The 17,875-nt window shown below is 73.1% G+C and carries 13 protein-coding genes; 6 read left to right on the top strand and 7 right to left on the bottom strand.

Annotated elements, in window-relative coordinates:
• Positions 1 to 1,103 precede the first annotated feature (1,103 nt).
• On the top strand, positions 1,104 to 2,477 hold the full coding sequence (locus O3T09_RS04935) for a ParB/RepB/Spo0J family partition protein (protein WP_078025341.1): 1,374 nt from the start codon (positions 1,104 to 1,106) through the stop codon (positions 2,475 to 2,477).
• A 117-nt stretch (positions 2,478 to 2,594) separates the two neighbouring features.
• Here the strand turns inward: O3T09_RS04935 and trxA are convergent, their stop codons facing one another.
• The 5 genes from trxA to O3T09_RS04960 form a co-directional block, all read right to left on the bottom strand.
• The gene (gene trxA, locus O3T09_RS04940; protein ID WP_327036762.1) at positions 2,595 to 2,984 is read right to left on the bottom strand and encodes a thioredoxin; all 390 of its coding nucleotides are present in this window, start codon (positions 2,982 to 2,984) and stop codon (positions 2,595 to 2,597) included.
• Positions 2,985 to 3,015: 31 nt separating this feature from the next.
• Complete coding sequence (gene trxB / locus O3T09_RS04945) at positions 3,016 to 4,017, bottom strand: thioredoxin-disulfide reductase (protein ID WP_036337321.1); 1,002 nt, start codon at positions 4,015 to 4,017, stop codon at positions 3,016 to 3,018.
• 147 nt (positions 4,018 to 4,164) lie between these two features.
• A complete protein-coding gene (locus tag O3T09_RS04950; protein WP_145950743.1) occupies positions 4,165 to 6,306 on the bottom strand; it encodes a hypothetical protein in 2,142 nt (713 codons plus the stop codon).
• Positions 6,307 to 6,371: 65 nt separating this feature from the next.
• A complete protein-coding gene (murJ, locus tag O3T09_RS04955) occupies positions 6,372 to 8,216 on the bottom strand; it encodes a murein biosynthesis integral membrane protein MurJ (RefSeq protein WP_002857806.1) in 1,845 nt (614 codons plus the stop codon).
• Between the two features lie 46 nt (positions 8,217 to 8,262).
• On the bottom strand, positions 8,263 to 8,874 hold the full coding sequence (locus O3T09_RS04960; RefSeq protein ID WP_061867467.1) for an NUDIX hydrolase: 612 nt from the start codon (positions 8,872 to 8,874) through the stop codon (positions 8,263 to 8,265).
• Between the two features lie 65 nt (positions 8,875 to 8,939).
• Here O3T09_RS04960 and O3T09_RS04965 point away from each other — a divergent pair, with 65 nt between their 5' ends.
• The 3 genes from O3T09_RS04965 to O3T09_RS04975 all read left to right on the top strand — a co-directional run bounded on the left by O3T09_RS04965 (position 8,940) and on the right by O3T09_RS04975 (position 13,027).
• Positions 8,940 to 10,391, top strand: coding sequence for a CCA tRNA nucleotidyltransferase (locus tag O3T09_RS04965; RefSeq protein ID WP_145950744.1), 1,452 nt, complete (start codon positions 8,940 to 8,942; stop codon positions 10,389 to 10,391).
• A gap of 52 nt (positions 10,392 to 10,443) precedes the next feature.
• On the top strand, positions 10,444 to 10,743 hold the full coding sequence (locus O3T09_RS04970; protein ID WP_145950745.1) for a DUF7218 family protein: 300 nt from the start codon (positions 10,444 to 10,446) through the stop codon (positions 10,741 to 10,743).
• 145 nt (positions 10,744 to 10,888) lie between these two features.
• On the top strand, positions 10,889 to 13,027 hold the full coding sequence (locus tag O3T09_RS04975) for an acyltransferase family protein (RefSeq protein ID WP_269295406.1): 2,139 nt from the start codon (positions 10,889 to 10,891) through the stop codon (positions 13,025 to 13,027).
• A 105-nt stretch (positions 13,028 to 13,132) separates the two neighbouring features.
• On the opposite strand, the gene O3T09_RS04980 is transcribed toward O3T09_RS04975, so the two are convergent.
• On the bottom strand, positions 13,133 to 14,218 hold the full coding sequence (locus tag O3T09_RS04980) for an inositol-3-phosphate synthase (RefSeq protein ID WP_010079791.1): 1,086 nt from the start codon (positions 14,216 to 14,218) through the stop codon (positions 13,133 to 13,135).
• Positions 14,219 to 14,386: 168 nt separating this feature from the next.
• Here O3T09_RS04980 and O3T09_RS04985 point away from each other — a divergent pair, with 168 nt between their 5' ends.
• A complete protein-coding gene (locus tag O3T09_RS04985) occupies positions 14,387 to 15,910 on the top strand; it encodes a glycosyltransferase family 87 protein (RefSeq protein ID WP_269295407.1) in 1,524 nt (507 codons plus the stop codon).
• Here O3T09_RS04985 and O3T09_RS04990 read toward each other — a convergent pair.
• Positions 15,901 to 16,239, bottom strand: a complete 339-nt coding sequence (locus O3T09_RS04990; RefSeq protein WP_241247757.1) for a hypothetical protein — start codon at positions 16,237 to 16,239, stop codon at positions 15,901 to 15,903. The genes O3T09_RS04985 and O3T09_RS04990 overlap by 10 nt on opposite strands.
• Positions 16,240 to 16,345: 106 nt before the next feature.
• Here O3T09_RS04990 and O3T09_RS04995 point away from each other — a divergent pair, with 106 nt between their 5' ends.
• Complete coding sequence (locus O3T09_RS04995; RefSeq protein ID WP_269295408.1) at positions 16,346 to 17,833, top strand: M18 family aminopeptidase; 1,488 nt, start codon at positions 16,346 to 16,348, stop codon at positions 17,831 to 17,833.
• Positions 17,834 to 17,875: the final 42 nt, after the last annotated feature.

A 17,875-nucleotide genomic window follows, 5' to 3' on the forward strand; every position in this document is an offset into this window, starting at 1 on the left:
GTCGGTGCAAGCTGCGCGACATGGGACCCGCGACCCGGCGTTCGTGCCCAGTACGCCGCCACGTTTCACGTGAAACCGAACGACCGACGTCCGGCGCTCGACGCGCCCGGGTCACGACGTCAGCAGCGCGAGGAGTCTGAACCTCGAACGCATCTCACGCCTCCTATGGACGCCAGTATCTGAATGCAACCCGCTCGTGGGCGGACTTCCGTGGCACGAGTGCATGGTCGAATCTTCGAACGATACGTTTCACGTGAAATGAGCTTCGGGTGAAAGCGCCGTGCCGCGAGGTCACAATCCCAGGCGATCCAGGGAGCACACGATCCGTGCCGGGAGCGAGCTGACCGAGAATGGCGCAGTAATGTGGCACTGACTCGCGGGTGAGCGAGCACGTGGGTTACCCGAACTCATGTCGTACTTGGATGACAGACTCGTCCGTGTTTCACGTGAAACGCGGATGGTGAGGCAGCGTTCAATTCGTGAGCTGCGCGGGTGTAAGGAAGCACTGACGGCGAAGCGACGAGTAGGCCGAGCTCATCCGTTCGGCGATTCGAGTGTTCACATCACACCGCGGGGAAGTGGCACGAGTGCTTCGCTGCTGGTCCGCCATTGCGCGTCCGATGAAGCACATACATCATGCGGGTAGCCAGCGATCTGAGTACCGTCCGCACGGAGGGCTGATCGGCCGGGGAGAACACGAACAACAAACTGACAGCCGTGATTCTGATACCGTCCGCTCGTCGACGCGGGCTCGCGTTTCATGTGAAACGAGTGAACTTCGAGAGGGAACACGAGGAGGTCTTGAGGATTGCAGCGGCACCCTTCCGAAGCGCCCCCACTATGAGTGTTCCACGTGAAACACTCACGCTCGCGGCAGGTGCTGTCCGCGCGCCCACATCCTGCCGTCCGGGCCCAATACGGACGTCTCACCCCAGAACCGAGGCCCGAACCTCGCCGCGCCCCTTGCACGTGTCAGGCCCTCGCGCGCCCCCCGGCGGTCAGGGCCAGAGCACCTTGAGAAGTGTCTTCCCGCCGCCCGGGACCATCGAGACCAGGCCGCTCACCTACACTGATCCCAGACCCACTCACTGCAGGAGGACCCGTTGAAGACGAGCCGTCGAGGAGGCCTGGGGCGAGGCCTCGGCGCCCTGATCCAGAGCACTGTAGAAGCCCCGGAAGAGAACGCCGAGGCCACCTCCCCGAAGGACTCTGCGGTGCCGGTGAAGAGCGGCCCGAAGGCTGCCGCGGCAGCGGAGGCCACCACGACATCGACGCGGAGCACCGCGACGACCGAGACGCCAGGGGGGTCCAACGAGCCCGCCCCGTCGGCCTCGCAGCGGAAGACCGCGGGCCGAACGACACAGGCCGGGAAATCAACGGCTGCGACTGGCAGGAACGCCACGTCCGCCACGAAGGCAGGGCCCACCTCGTCGAAGCGTGCCTCGCGACCCGCGCAGCGTCCCGTCGACGTGTTCTTCTCCGCAGAGTCCGAGGATGCACCCGCGGCGCGGCCGACCAAGGGGCGTCCGGCCATGCCGACGGTGAAGGCGCCCAGCAAGCGTGCCACCTCCGCGACGTCGTCGAGGAAGGAACCGGGGGACTCGAGCGTTGAGTCCGCCGCGACCGAGGGGACCGTGTCCGCGGACATCGCGGTCCTGCGGGAGATCCCGGTGGGGGACATCCACCCCAACCCGCGGCAGCCGCGTGAGGTGTTCGACGAGGACCACATGGCGGAACTGGTCACCTCGATCCGCGAGGTCGGCATCCTGCAGCCGATCGTCGTGCGCGAGGTGGACGGCCCCACCCCCCATGAGCTGATCATGGGAGAGCGCCGGTGGCGCGCCACCCAGAAGGCCGGCCTGGACACCATCCCGGCGATCGTCCGCCAGACCCCGGACCAGGACCTCCTGCGGGATGCTCTGCTGGAGAACCTGCACCGCTCCCAGCTGAACCCGCTCGAAGAGGCCGCCGCCTACCAGCAGCTCATGGAGGACTTCGCCTGCACGCAGGAGGAACTGTCCCAGCGCATCGGCCGCTCTCGTCCGCAGATCTCCAACACGCTGCGGCTGCTCAAGCTGCCGCCCCTCGTGCAGCGCCGCGTGGCCGCCGGCACGCTCTCGGCCGGCCATGCGCGTGCGCTGCTCGGTCTCACGGACCCGTCGGACATGGAGCGTCTGGCGCAGCGGATCCAGTCGGAGGGCTTGTCCGTCCGGTCCACGGAGGAGGCGGTCGCGCAGCTGCAGGGCGGGCTCCGGCCGGGCCGCACGCCGCGGCGCAGCACGGACGACGCCCGCCACGAGCGCCTGGACCACTACGCCACCGCGCTCACCAGCCGCCTGGACACCGCCGTGAAGATCACCCTCGGCGCGCGCAAGGGCCGCATCGCCATCGACTTCACCACCGTGGAGGACCTGAACCGCATCATGGACCTCATCCAGGGCGGTCAGGACGGCAAGGGGAAGGGCAAGAAGTCCTGATCCGGAGTTCCCGCGGACGGCGTCCACGGGCACCCGCCGCTGGTCCTGAAGATCGACGCACGACGGCCCCGTCACCCTCTCGGGTGACGGGGCCGTCGTGGTGAGTGGGGGAGGGGCTCAGCCGAGCAGGGCCGAGAACTCCTTCTCCAGCGCGGCCTTGGGCTTGGCGCCCACGGACTCGGCGACCTTCTCGCCGTTCTGGAAGCCCACGACGAGCGGGATGGAGGTGACGCCGTAGCGCGCGGCGATGGCCGGGTTCTCGTCCACGTTGAGCTTGGCGATCACGGCCTTGCCCTCGTGCTCCACGGCCATGTCCTCCAGGACGGGCCCGAGCATGCGGCACGGGCCGCACCACTCGGCCCAGAAGTCCACGAGGACGGGCAGCTCGGACTGGAGGACCTTCTGGTCGAAGTCGGCGTCGGTGACGGTGATGGTGCTCATGGCAGCCTCCTGGGGGTTGTTCTGTGTCTGACGGGGGTGGACAGGGGTGTTATCGACATGACTCATGACGCCCTGTCAGGGGTGATGAGTCAGTGGCTCATGCCGGAACCGCGTCCGACTCCGGGCCGGCCGGCGCGGCCTCCTCCACATCGGCCACGGTCGCGAGGTAGTGCTCCACGTCCTGGGCGGCCACGCAGCCCGAGCCGGCGGCGGTGATGGCCTGGCGGTAGGTGTGGTCCGTGACGTCGCCGGCGGCGAAGACGCCCGGCTGGGAGGTCCGCGAGGACGGATGGTCGATGCGGATCGTGCCGTGCTCCGTGAGCTCCACCTGGCCCTGCACCAGGTCCGTGCGCGGGTCCTGGCCGATGGCCACGAACAGGCCGGTCACGTCCAGCGTGGACGCCTCGCCGGTGCGGGTGTCCCGCAGGCGGAGGGTGTTGACCTTGTCGTCACCGGTCACCTCCGTGACCTCGGTGTTCCAGCGGAACTCGATCTTCTCGTTCTCCATGGCGCGGTGGGCCATCACCTTGGAGGCGCGCAGCTCGTCCTTGCGGACCAGCACGGTCACCTTGGACGCGAACTTCGTGAGGAACAGGGCCTCCTCCATGGCGGAGTCGCCGCCGCCCACGACCGCGATCTCCTGCTCGCGGAAGAAGAAGCCGTCGCACGTGGCGCACCAGCTGACGCCGTGGCCGGAGAGGCGCTCCTCGCCGGGAACGCCGAGCTTCCGGTAGGCGGAGCCGGTCGTGAGGATGACCGCGTGGGTGCGCAGCTGGGTGCCGTCGCCGAGCGTGAGCACCTTGGGGTTCGACGTCAGGTCGGCCTGCACGACGTCGTCGTAGACCACCTCCGTGTTGAACCGGCGGGCCTGGGCCTCGAGGTTCGCCATCAGCTCGGGCCCCTGCACACCCTCCGGGAAGCCCGGAAAGTTCTCCACCTCGGTGGTGTTCATCAGCTCGCCGCCCGCGGTCACCGCCCCGGCCACGAGGACGGGGGAGAGGTCGGCGCGGGCGGTGTAGATCGCCGCGGTGTATCCGGCGGGGCCGGATCCGACGATCACGACGTTGTGGACGCTCTGGTCCTGGGCGGTGGGGGCCACGGGTTCCTCCAGTGGATCGGGGTGGTGGACGCTCCTCCAGGACAACGGCGGAGCCACGGGCGGGTATTCCGCGGTGTCGGGCCGCGGTGCAGCGACGTCCGGCGACGGCGGCCGGAAGGTCCGGCGCGCCGTCGCCTGGGCGCGGGGTCAGCGGACGGCGATCTCGCCGAGGCGCAGGCCGAACGGGAGGTCCGACGTCGTGCCCTCCAGCTGGGGCAGCGAGGTGAGGCTGACGATCACGTACTCGGCCTCGGCCTCGGCGCCCTCGAAGGGCACGGGGATGGAGACGGTGTCCTGGTCGAAGGTGCCGTTGCCGATCTCCTTGGCGTTCGCGCCCTCGGGGGAGTCGGCGATGTAGGCGAACCAGGCGCCACCGGTGGCCCCCGTGCTCTGCAGGGTCACCTCGTTCACCTCGGTGCGCTCCTCGAGCTGGACCACGAGGTTCATGCTCTCCACATAGCCGCCGAAGTTCGGCCGTGCGTAGGCGAAGGTGCGCCACACGGTGGTGGGGTCGCCGTCGATGAGGTTGCTCAGGTCCGCGTCGTGCTCGGCCTCGTGCTCCGGCAGGTCCGGCACCGAGCGCAGGGCCTGGACGGGCTGCGGGGCGGCCGCGGCGCTCTCGCTGGTCGGGGTGGGGGAGGGGCTGGTGCTCTCCGACGGCGACGGGGTGTCCGATGCGGACTCGGACGACGCAGACTCGGACGACGCGGCCGCGGCCTGCGGGGCCGGCCCGCCGCGCAGGTTCTGGGCCAGCAGCACCCCGCCCACGACGAGTGCGGCCAGCAGGCCGAGCACGAGGAGCAGGGCCAGCGGACCGCCGCCGCGCGTGCGGCCGTTGCCGTCGCCCGGGTCGGCCACCGTGGCGCCGTCGTCGCCCCCGGTGGTGGCCGGGGCGGCCAGGGCATCCGGAGCCGCGGCGGCGGACGTCGAACCGGCAGCCGCCGCGGTGGCCCCCGTTGCGGTCCCGGCAGCCACCGGCGCGGCCGTGCTGCGGGACTCCTCGTGGACGGGCGGCGCGGACTCGGCCACGATCGCTCGGCGGGGGACGGGGCGCTGGCGCCGCACCGGGATCGCCTCGGTGTCCGGGGCGACCGGCTCCGGCGGGTCGGTCTTCTCGGCCGCCACGGACTCGACGGGCTCGACGGGCTCGGTGGGCGGCGTGGCCCCGTCGGCATCGGCGTCGGTGGCCTGCGCGGCGGCGGCCCCCGCCGCGACAGCCGGGAGTGCGGCGGTGCCCGCCTGGGCCTCGCGCTCCGCGGCCTCGCGTTCCTGGGCCTCGCGCTCCGCGGCCTCGCGTTCCTGGGCCTCGCGCTTCTCAGCTTCGCGCCGCTCGGCCTCCCGGGCGCGCTCCTCCTCGGCACGACGGCGGGCCTCGGCCCGGCGCTCGAGCTCGCGGCGCTCGGCCTCCTCCCGCTCCGCGGCCAGCCGGGCCTGCTCGGCCTCCCGCTCGCGCGCGGCCCGCTCCTCAGCCTCCTGCTCCGCCTGGCGACGGGCGCGCTCGGCCTCGGCGCGGCGCTCCTCCTCGGCACGCTCCTCCGCCTCCCGACGTTCGCGTTCTGCGCGTTCGGCGGCTTCCTTGCGCTCCCGCTCGGCCCGCTCCGCGGCCTCCCGTTCGGCGCGTGCCTTCTCCTCGGCCTCCTTGCGCTCGCGTTCTGCACGCTCGGCGGCCTCCCGCTCCGCGCGCTCGCGCTCCTCCTGCTGCTTCCGGGTGGCGGCGTCCGCCGCGGCCAGGGCCGACGCCCCGGCGGCCGCCTTCGCCGCGGTGCCGTCGGAGGGACGGACCCGCTCGGCGAGGCGCTCGGAGAGGCGGTTCAGGAACCCGGGACGACGCTGGGCCTCGTCCTCGTCCGCGCGGAGCCGGCGGTCGAGGTCGGTGTAGTACGCCTCGTCGTCGTCGTAGGCGTGGGGGTCTCCGGTCCGCGACTCGCCGAACAGCTCGGAGCCGAGGCTGTCCGTCTGGAACGGCTCCACGTACAGCTCCTGCGGGTACGCCAGACCCAGCAGGACGTCCGGGTCGGGGTCCCCGCCGGCGATCAGGTACGTGCGGCCCTCGGACAGCCCCAGGTCGAGCACCTGCACGTCGTCGTTGCGCTCGCCCGTGGCCAGCTCCCGCGCGGACGAGGCCACCTGCGTGGCGTTCTCACGGGAGGCCACGAGCACGGTGACGCGGCGGTTGAGCACCTGGTCCGTGCCCAGGAACACCATGTCCTGGTCCGCGGACGTCACCACGTGCTGGGTGATGCGATAGCGGCCGCCCAGGACGGCGCCGACGGCGATGGGCTGGGGCACGGGCTCTTCTCCTGACGACGGGGTCGGAATCCGATGATACGTGGCGTGGCCGTCGCGGCCAGAGATCAGCCGACGCGCAGCAGACGACCCAGCGCCGGCACGCGGGCGACGAGCGGCCGGAGGGCGTCGTCCAGCTCGGGGAACCGCATGGCCCGCAGCACCATCAGGTACACCGGACCCATCGCCACGGCCGCCACCGCGCACGTGAGCAGCGCCGTCCCGATGGAGTTCCACGCGAAACCGCCGGTGTACCCGCCCAGCAGCCACACGACGACGACGCCCGCGGCCGCCGCGGCCAGCGCGGCCAGGCCGGTCTGGACGTGGGCACGCAGCACGGATGCGAGGCCGTAGTCCCCGAACCGGCGCACGGTGAGCACATGGGTCAGGACGAACTGGTACACGTACGAGACGGACGAGGCGACCGCGACCCACAGGGCCATGGACCACAGCGGCAGCAGCATCGCGCCCGCCCACGAGAGCAGCAGCATCAGGAGCGAGCCGCTGACCTGGACCACCATCGGCACCTTGGCGTCCTCGGCGGCGTAGAACACGCGCAGCAGGTAGAAGGAGCCCGAGCGGAACGGGATGGACAGCGCCAGCGCGAGCAGGACCGAGCCCACCGCGACGCCGGCCACCATCGCCGTCTCGGCCGTCGAGCCGAAGACGCGGCCCAGGGGGCCCGCCAGGACCACCACGCCGGCGAGGCAGAACATCAGCGGCACGGTGAACGCGCGCAGACCCTGCGCCGTCGTGCGCCGCACCGCGGACATGTCCTGGCGGCCCATGGCGCGGGCCAGCCGGTTGAAGAGCACGGTGGCCAGGGAGAGCACGAACACCGAATGGGGCAGCACGGCCATCAGCATCGCCATGTTGTACGCGGCCACACCGGGGATGGCCGCCTGCGCCATCTCGGCGCTCCAGGTCTCGGTGCCCGGGATGCGCAGCTCGCCGCGGTCGCGGGCCTCCGTGGCAGAGGTGACGTACCGCTGGCACAGCAGGAGCACCACGTTCGTGGCGACCATCGTGATCAGGGTGTACCCGGCGATCCGGCCGGTGTCCCGCAGGCCGATGCCCTTCCAGCCGAACCGCGGGCGCAGACCCAGGCCGAGCCCGCGCAGCGGCAGGAAGAGGATCACGGCCTGCAGCACGACGCCCAGGGTGTGGCCGCCGGCCAGCACGACCGTCTGTGCGCTCGTCCACCCGGCGAGGTCGTCCCCGGCCCGGTACGCCCCGAACATGCCCAGGTACAGCACGATCGCGCCGATCGCGACGACGTTGTTCAGCACCGGCGCCCACATGTAGGCGCCGAAGCGCCCGTTGGCGTTGAGCACCTGCCCCACCAGCGCGTACATGCCGTAGAAGAACACCTGGGGCAGACACCACAGGGCGAACACGGTGGCCATCTCGAGCTTCTCCGGCGACCAGCCGCGGGTCAGGGCCGTCATGAGCGGGGCTGCCGCCAGCATGACCACCACCGTGCCGGCGAGCATCACGAGCGTGCCGAGCGTCATCAGGCGGGAGGTGTAGTCCGCGCCCCGGTCGGCGTCGCGGGCGTGCTTGATCAGCTGCGGCACGAGCACGACGTTGAACACGCCGCCCACCAGGAGCAGGTAGATCACGTTCGGCAGGGAGTTGGCGATCTCGAAGATGTCGGCCATGTCCGCGGACAGGCCGATCGCCACCGTCACCAGCGTCGCACGGACGAGGCCCAGCACGCGGGAGAGGAGCGTGCCGGAGGCCATGATCGCGGTGGACCGGCCGGCGCGGCGCTCGCCCTCGGGGGTCTCGTCCGCGGGGTCCACGGCGGCCGGATCCGTGGCGGGGGCGGGGTCCGTCGTCGTCGGCTCCTCGTCGGCGACGCCGGCGTGGGCGGGGTCCTGCGCTCGGCGCGGGGCGGGTCTGCTGCTCAAGGGTCACCCAATCGTGGTCGGAAGGCCCCGTGCCGGGGGCGGTGGATCAGGGGCGGGGGCCCCGGGCACCGCCCGGGGGGAAGTGCTGGTCGACCACCTGGCGGGCCAGGTCGACGATCCGGCGCTCGTTGGCGAAGGAGAGGCGGCGGGCGACGTCCTCGAGGCGCACCCATGCGACGTCCACGGCCTCGTGGTCCGGGTCGTTCTCCGTGGTCAGCTCGCCGCCCGTGGCGCGCAGCAGGAAGTGGTGCACGGTCTTGTGGACGCGGTGCCGGGCGACTGTGAACCAGTAGTCGATCGCGCCGAGCGGCTCGAGGATGTGGCCGGCGATCCCGGTCTCCTCCTCCACCTCGCGCACGGCCGCCTGCCGGTGGTCCTCCTCGCCCTCGGGATGGCCCTTGGGCAGGCACCACTCGAGCCGGCCACCGCGGTTGTAGCGGGCGATCACGGCCACCTCGAGGCCGCCGTCGTGCTCGCGGACGATGACGCCGCCGGCGGAGACCTCCTCCACCGTGGGCAGGGAGGCGGCACCGGCGGAACGGGGTCCCGCGGGGGCCGAGGTGACGGGGCGCAGAGGCGGCTGCGGCCGGCGACGCCACGCCCCCAGCGCGGAGGGCAGGGGGGCGCCCCGGTGCGCGGAGGGATCGGGGCGGGTCATGCCGTCAACTCTAGCCCGGCCCGCGCGGGCCCGTGCCGGGACCGTCTGGCACCCTTGTAGGCATCATGGATCTGACCACCGCCACCCACGCGCTGCCCCCCGGCTTCCCCGCGGACGCCACCCTGCCCGCCGTCGTCGTGGAGCTGGGGCGGAGGTTCGAGGCCGCCGGCCACGAGCTCTCCCTGGTGGGCGGCCCGGTCCGCGACCTCTTCCTGGGGCGGCCGTCGCCGGACCTGGACTTCACCACGGACGCCGACCCGGACGCGTCCGAGGCCGTGGGCGCCGGCTGGGCGGACGCCACGTGGGACGTGGGGCGGCGGTTCGGGACCATCGGCTTCCGCAAGGCCGGCTGGCAGCTCGAGGTCACCACCTACCGGGCCGAGCAGTACGACCCGGCCAGCCGCAAGCCGCAGGTGGCCTTCGGCGACAGCCTCGAGGACGACCTGCTGCGCCGCGACTTCACCGTCAACGCCATGGCCCTGCGCCTGCCCGCCCTCGAGCTCGTGGACCCCTTCGGCGGCATGCAGGACCTGCACGCCGGCGTGCTGCGCACCCCCGGCACCCCTGAGGACTCCTTCTCCGACGACCCGCTGCGCATGATGCGCGCTGCCCGCTTCGCCTCCCAGCTCGGCTTCGCCGTGGCCCCCGAGGTGGAGCAGGCCATGACCGCGATGGCCGAGCGGATCACGATCATCTCCGCCGAACGCGTCCGCGAGGAGCTCGTCAAGCTCGTGTGCGGTGCGCACCCGCGCGCCGGCCTCGACCTGCTCGTGCGCACCGGCCTGGCCGACCACGTCCTGCCCGAGCTGCCCGCCCTGCAGCTCGAGTCGGACGAGCACCACCGCCACAAGGACGTCTACGCCCACTCCCTGACCGTGCTGGAGCAGGCCATGGAGCTGGAGGGTGAGTACGCGCCGTCGACCCCCGACCCCGTGCTGCGCCTGGCGGCGCTGCTGCACGACGTCGGCAAGCCGGCCACGCGCCGCTTCGAGAAGGGCGGGGCCGTCACCTTCCGGCACCACGAGACCGTGGGGGCCAAGCTCGTCCGCAAGCGGCTGCGTGCCCTGAAGTTCGACAACGACACCATCAAGGCGGTGGCCCGTCTGGTGGAGCTGCACATGCGGTTCTACGGCTACGGCGACGCCGGCTGGACCGACTCCGCCGTCCGCCGGTACGCCCACGACGCCGGCGACCTGCTGCCCCGCCTGCACGCGCTGACCCGCTCGGACGTGACCACCCGCAACCGGCGCAAGGCCGAGCGGCTGGCCCACGCGTACGACGACCTCGAGCAGCGCATCGCCGAGATCGCCGAGGCCGAGGAGCTCGCCGCTGTGCGGCCGGACCTGGACGGGCAGCAGATCATGGCGTTGCTGGGGATCCGCCCGGGCCCGGTGGTGGGCCGGGCGTACACCCACCTGCTCGAGTGGCGCCTGGACGAGGGGCCGCACGAGCCGGCCGAGGCCGAGGCGGAGCTGCGGCGCTGGTGGGCCGAGCAGCCGGAGGCCCGGCAGGACTGAGGCGGCGCGGCGGACCTTCCACCCGTCGTCGGGCCGGGACCACACTGGCCGCATGGCTGAGAAGAAGACCGAGAAGAACGGCGCCCCCATGGGCCCCGGCACCTCCAACATCAAGGACCCCGAGGTCTACGAGGCGCTGCGCCGCGAGGGCGCGAGCGAGGAGAAGGCCGCACGGATCGCCAACGCCTCCGCCCGGGACGGCCGGGACGAGGTCGCCGAGCGTGGCGGCGAGGCCGGCTCCTACGCGGACTGGACCAAGGACGAGCTCGCGAAGCGGGCCCGCGAACTCGACATCCAGGGCCGCTCCACCATGACCAAGGACGAGCTCATCGAGGCGCTGCGCAACCACTGACCGGCGCCCGCACCCCCGCTTCCGGGGGCGGAATCCGGTGCTTTGGGAGCGGAATACCGCCGGAGACCGCCCCCAACGCGGTGGGTGGGTGGGGGATAGCCGGAGGCTTTGGCCCATCCAGGTCGGGATGGAATGATCGACCGCTGTGAGTTCCGACCAGCGCACCGCGCCCGTGCCCCGCCATGCCCTGTCGCCCCAGGACGGCGTGCCCGCCGTCAAGGTCGGCACGCGGGTCAGCCGCGGCCCCGGCCGGGTGACCGCCCTCGACGGGCTGCGGGGGATCGCGGTGCTCGCCGTGCTCGTCTTCCACGCCTGGCCCACCTTCCTGCGCGGCGGGTTCGTGGGCGTGGACATGTTCTTCGTGCTCTCCGGCTTCCTCATCACCACCGGCCTGGTCCGCGGTGTGGACGCGGGCCGGGGCGTGGCGCTGGGCACCTTCTGGATGAAGCGCGTCCGACGACTCATCCCGGCCATGCTGATGGCGCTCGTGGGCACCACCGCGCTCGCGTGGCTGGCGGTGGACGAGTTCCCCGCGGGCCTGGGTCGCCAATGGTTCGGCGCCCTGACCTACACCAGCAACTGGGTGATGATCCTCGAGGGCGGGGACTACTTCAACCGCGCCTCGCCGCCTCTGTTCGAGCACCTGTGGTCCCTGGCGATCGAGGAGCAGTTCTACATCCTCTGGCCCCTGCTCCTCTGGGGGCTGCTCCTGCTCACCTGGCCGCCGCGCAGCACGGTGAACTCGGGGCGGGTGGCGGACCGACGTCGTATCCTCGCGGTCGCGGTCGCGGCCGTGGCCTCCGCGGCGTGGATGGCCTGGGGCTCGTGGCACGGGTTCGAGCAGGCCCGCCTCTACTTCGGCACGGACACCCACGCCTTCGGCCTGCTGTTCGGCGCGTGCGTGGCGATCGGCCTGGCCCACGTGCCCCGGCCCGAGCACGGCGGCCCCGAGCCGCGGACCTCGACCAGGCGGGTGGCCGTCGCGTGGGGCGCCGTCGCGGTGCTCGCGGCGGGCTTCGCCCTGGTCGACGGCGGCCACGCGAGCACGTACCGCGGGGTGCTGGCGGGCCTGTCCGCCGTCGTCGCGTTCATCGTCTGGCACGTGGTGCAGGGTGACCGGCGCGACTCGCTCTCGCGCGTGCTGGGCAACGGGTTCCTGCGCTGGTGGGGGCGCCGCTCCTACGCCGCGTACCTGTGGCACTGGCCGCTGCTCGTGATCATGCGCGTGATGGTGCCCGTGGACGCCCCCGGGTGGGTCGAGCCCGTGGCCGCCGGCGCGATCCTGCTGCTGACCGCCCTGATCGCCGACCTGAGCACCCGGCTGATCGAGGAGCCCATCCTCCACGAGGGGTTCAGGGGCGCCTTCGGCCGCTGGGGCGCGGCCGCGCGGCGGGCGTTCACGGGCGGGGCCGGGCCGATCGGCCGGTTCGCGGCCGCCGCCACGGCCCTGGGGCTCGTGGCCGTGCCCGCGGCGGCCGTGGCCGCCGTGGTGCACTCGCCCGCGCAGACCCAGCTGGAGCAGGACATCGCCCAGGCGGAGGAGTCCCTCAAGGCCGCCGAGGCGGCGCAGCAGGCGGCCCGCGAGTCCCGCGCGGCGGAGCAGTCGAAGCGGGCCGAGGCGTCGGCCTCGGCCTCGCCCGGCTCGGCCGCCCCCGGGGACGCGGAGGACTCCGCCGGCGCGACGTCCTCGCCCGGATCGTCCGCTGAGCCGTCCGGGCTCGGGCTCGGCGACCCGGCCGTCACACGCCCCACGTACTCCAAGGAGCAGCTCACCGCGGCCCTGCCGCCGTCCGAGCTCGGCCCGGACGTCACCCTGATCGGCGACTCCGTCTCGCTCTCGGCCGCGCCCACGCTCATGGAGCAGCTGCCGGGGATGCTGCTGGAGGCGGAGGTGGGCTACCAGATCTGGGACGCCGCGGACGAGCTCGAGAAGCTCAAGGCGGACGGCCAGCTGAGCGACGTCGTCGTGGTGGCCCTGGGCGCCAACGGCACCACCCATCGGGGCGACTGGGAGAAGATCCTGGCGGCCGTCGGCGAGGACCGGCTGCTCGTGCTCGTGGTGCCGCACGGCCCGATGGACTGGATCGCGGACGTGCAGGTGCAGATGGAGGCGCAGGCCAAGGCCCACCCGGACCGGATCGTCCTGGCGGACTGGGACGCCGCGGCGAAGCAGCACGTCACGGACTTCTCCGCCGACGGCGTGCACCCCCGCGCCGACGGCCAGGCCATGTACGCCCAGCTCGTCCGGCTCACCATCGAGGACCGGCTCGGCACGCGGCGCTGAGCGCGGTGGCCGGGGCGGCACGCGCCCCCACGACGACGCCGGCCCGTCACCTCCACGGGGAAGGTGACGGGCCGGCGTCGTGCGCGGTCCGCGGGACCGGGCGGGTCAGCGCTCGATGTCGCCGCGGATGAAGGCCTCCACGAGCTCGTGCGCCGCGTCGTCGTTGTGCTGCACGGGCGGGGACTTCATGAAGTAGGACGAGGCCGAGAGGATCGGGCCGCCGATGCCGCGGTCCAGGGCGATCTTCGCGGCGCGCACGGCGTCGATGATCACGCCGGCCGAGTTGGGGGAGTCCCACACCTCGAGCTTGTACTCGAGCGAGACCGGGGCGTCGCCGAAGTTGCGGCCCTCGAGGCGCACGAACGCCCACTTGCGGTCGTCGAGCCAGGCCACGTAGTCGGACGGGCCGATGTGCACGTCCTTCTCGCCCAGCTGCGCGGAGGTGTTGGAGGTGACGGCCTGCGTCTTGGAGATCTTCTTGGACTCCAGGCGCTCGCGCTCGAGCATGTTCTTGAAGTCCATGTTGCCGCCCACGTTGAGCTGGTAGGTGCGGTCCAGGGTGACGCCGCGGTCCTCGAACAGCTTGGCCATCACGCGGTGGGTGATGGTGGCGCCGATCTGGGACTTGATGTCGTCGCCCACGATCGGCACGCCCGCGGCGGTGAACTTCTCGGCCCACTCCGGGGTGCCGGCGATGAACACGGGCAGGGCGTTCACGAACGCGACGCCGGCGTCGATCGCGGCCTGGGCGTAGTGCTCTGTGGCCCGCTGCGAGCCGACGGGCAGGTAGCAGACCAGCACGTCCACCTCCGCGTCGCGGAGGGCCTGGGCCACGTCCACGGGCTCGGCCTCCGACTCCTCGATGGTCTCGGCGTAGTACTTGCCGAGGCCGTCCAGGGTGGGGCCGCGCTGGACGGTGACGTCCGCGTGGGGCACGTCCGCGATCTTGATGGTGTTGTTCTCGGAGGCGGTGATGGCCTCGGACAGGTCCAGGCCGACCTTCTTCGCGTCCACGTCGAACGCGGCCACGAACTCGAGGTCCGACACGTGGTAGTCGCCGAACTGCACGTGCATCAGGCCTGGGACCGTGTCCGTGGCCTTCGCCTCGCGGTAGTACTCCACACCCTGGATGAGGGATGTTGCGCAGTTGCCCACGCCGGCGATGGCGACGCGGATGGGATTGGTGGCCACGGTCTGGTTCTCTCCTCGACTGTCCGGAACGGGTGCGGGCACGCGGCGCGCGCAGGGGGGCCCACACCGTTCGGCGGGGCGCTCACCCGGGGATCAACCCCGCCAGTCTACGACCGACGACGGCGGCCCCGCCCGTCCGGTGTCCGGGCGGCTTCCTAGGATGGGGGCATGAGACCGGCCCCCGCGAATGCCGCGACCCCCAGCGAGCCGCCTACTCACGCCGCGGACGGCGCCCCGTGCGACGCCGTGGCCGACCCGGGTGCCCCCGCCGGGCGTTCCGCTGACAGCGCACCGTCCGGGACCCTGCCCGCCCCCGGCGAGCGCGGCGGACGCTTCCAGCTCGCCGGCGGCCTCGCGGCGAACGGCCCGGGGCGGGGGACCGGCTCCTGGGCCGGGCCCGCGGCGCTGACGGGGCTGCTGGTGGCTCTGGCCGCCGTCGTGACCGTGCTGCAGAAGTCGCCGTGCCTGCTGCACGGCTGGGGCGCCCCGGACGTCTACTACGCGGGCTGCTACTCGGACTGGGCCGCGCTCTACGGCGGGCGGGGGTTCGCGGCGGACCCGTGGGCGCCGTTCCGGGCGGGCTCCACGTTCGAGTACCCCGTGCTGATGTCCGTCGTGGGCTCGGTGGCGGCCTGGATCACGCAGGCGCTGCCGTTCTCGCCGGAGCAGGGCACGGTGGTGTTCTGGCTCGTGAACCTCGGGTTCGTGGTGGTGCTGTGGGCCGTCGTCGCGGTGCTGACCGTCCGGATGGCGGGGCGTCGGTGGACGGACGGGCTCATGGTGGCCGTGGCCCCGGGGATCGTGCTGGCCGGCACCATCAACTGGGACCTGTGGGCCGTGGCCCTGCTGGCGTGCGGCATGTACGCGTGGTCGCGCGGCCGGTCCCTGACGGCGGGGGTGCTGTTCGGCCTCGGCGCGGCCATGAAGCTGTATCCGCTGCTGATCCTGGGGCCGCTGCTGATCCTGGCGGTGCGCTCGCGGCGGTGGCGGCCGTTCCTGCTCGCGGCCGGGGGCACGGTGGCGGCGTGGGCGGCGGTCAACGTGCCGCTCATGGCGGTGAACTTCCAGGCGTGGTCCGTGTTCTTCACCTTCTCCGGCGAGCGCGGGCCGGGCCTGTCCAGCGTGTGGCACGCGTGGGACGTGACCGCCGCGCAGGCCGGGTGGGCGTTCGTGCCGGAGGACTCCCTCACCCTGCTGGCCTACGGCACCTTCGCGGTGTGCTGCCTCGGGATCTTCGTGCTCGGCGTGCGGGTGCGGCACACCCCACGGCTGGCCCAGCTGACGTTCCTGGTGGTGGCGGCGTTCGTGCTCACCAACAAGGTGTACTCACCGCAGTTCGTCGTCTGGCTGATCCCGCTCCTGGCGCTCGCCCTGCCGCGCTGGCGGGACTTCTGGGTGTGGCAGACGGTGGAGGCGCTGCACTTCTTCGCCGTGTGGATGTACCTGGCCAAGGGGGTGGCCGAGACCCCGCCGCAGCACTCCATGGACGACTCCGTCTACGTGGCCGCGATCCTCGCCCACATGCTCGCGGTGCTGTGGCTGTGCGGGCGCGTCGTGTGGGAGATGCTGCACCCGGCGGAGGACCTCGTGAAGCGCGACCACGGCGGCCACCCGGACACCGACCCGCTCGCCGGCGCGTACGCCGGCCCGGCCCGGGGGCGCTCAGGCCGGCCGGCCGCGGTTCAGGCGTAGTCCCAGCGGTGGATCGGGCAGTCCGGGGACGACGGCGGCGTGCTCGTCCCCGCCTCGGCGGCGCCGCCCTCGCGGGGTGGCGGGCAGACGCACTGCGCCCCGGAGGCGGCCGTGGCCGCCTTCATCTGTTCGCGCCAGATCACGTGGGGGTCGGTGGCCGGGTCCGCGGCCGCGCCGGGGTGCGCCGGACGCGCGGCGCCGTCGTCGTGGGCGTCGTGGGCGGGGGTGCGGGCCGCGTCCCCGTCCCGGGTGAAGCCCATCCGCACGATGGCCCAGCCGCCCACGGTCCACGCCACCAGGAGGAAGACCCCCACGGCGACGGCGATCATGATGTCCACGGCGGGCTCCTCCTGCGCTGACGGGCGGGCGATGCGGCCGGGGCCGCTTTCGGGCCAGGGTAGTCGGACGGATGGTGGGGCGCGGTACGGTCGGGGCATGACCCCCGTGACCCGTGACACCGCCGCCGAGCTGCCCGCCCACCTGCGGGACCTGGCCGAGTTCGTGACCGCCTCGCCCTCCAGCTACCACGCCGCGGAGGAGGTCGCACGCCGCCTGGAGGCCGTCGGCTTCACCCGTCTGGATGAGACGGCCGACTTCCCGGCGGCCCCGGGCGGCTACGTGGTGGTGCGCGACGGCGCGGCGGTGGCCTGGATCGTGCCGATGGGTGCCGGGGCGCGGGGCCGCCACGAGGGTGCTGAGGCGCGCGCGGCCGGGCCGGACGAGGCGGGGCAGAGCGCCGGCGTCGTGCCGGTGTTCCGCGTGCTCGGCGCACACACGGACTCGCCGGGGTTCAAGCTCAAGCCGAACCCGGCCACCGTGACGGCCGACGGCTGGGTGCAGGCCGGCGTCGAGGTGTACGGCGGCCCGCTGCTGAACTCGTGGCTGGACCGTGAGCTGCGGTTCGCCGGGCGTCTCGCCCTCGACGACGGCACGCAGGTGCTCGCCGCGACCGGGCCCGTGGGGCGCATCCCGCAGCTGGCCATCCACCTGGACCGCGAGGTCAACGAGGGGCTGACGCTGAAGCGGCAGCGGCACACGAACCCCGTCGTGGGGGCGCTCGCCCCGCGCGGCGAGGGCGCCGGCGAGGCGGAGGCCGACGGTCTGGCCGCCCGCGTGCCCGGTGACGTACTGACCGCGCTCGCGGCCGCCGCCGGCGTGGACCCGGCCGCGGTGCGCGGGCACGACGTCGTGGTGGCCGACGCCCAGGCGCCCGGACTCTTCGGGCTGGCGGGCGAGTTCTTCGCGTCGGGCCGGCTGGACAACCTGAGCTCGGTGCACGCGGGCCTCGTGGCGCTCGAGGAGCTGGCGCGCGAGCACGGTGGCGCCGAGGGGGCGATCGCGTACGAGGGGACCGTCGCGGGCGGGGTGGCCGGTGAGGCGGCCGGCGCCCCGGTGATCCCGCTGCTCGCCGCGTTCGACCACGAGGAGCTGGGGTCGGCGTCGCGGTCCGGGGCGGCCGGGCCGCTGCTCGAGGAGGTCATGGGGCGCGTGCTCGAGGCGCTCGGCGTGGCCGGGCAGGGCCGAGCGCGGGCGATCGCGGGGTCCTGGCTGCTGTCCGCGGACGCCGGCCACCTGGTGCACCCGAACTACGCCGAGCGGCACGATCCCGTGAACCACCCGCGCGTGAACCACGGCCCGCTGCTGAAGATCAACGCCAACCAGCGCTACGCCACCGACGCGGGGGGAGAAGCCGCGTTCGCCCGCTGGTGCGGCGTGGCGGGGGTGCCGTTCCAGGAGTTCGTCTCGAACAACGACGTCCCCTGCGGCTCCACCATCGGCCCGATCTCGGCGACCCGCCTGGGCATCCGGACCGTGGACGTGGGCCTGGGCCTGCTGTCCATGCACTCGGCGCGCGAGATGTGCGGCGTGCGGGACGTGGAGCACCTGGCGGCGGCCGTGCGGGAGTTCTTCCGCGGGGTGTGAGGCGCGGCATGGGGGGCGCCGCGAGCGGCGTGCGCGGGGCTG

Source organism: Micrococcus sp. H39-S4 (assembly GCF_027158145.1).
In the GTDB taxonomy this organism is placed as follows: domain Bacteria; phylum Actinomycetota; class Actinomycetes; order Actinomycetales; family Micrococcaceae; genus Micrococcus; species Micrococcus luteus.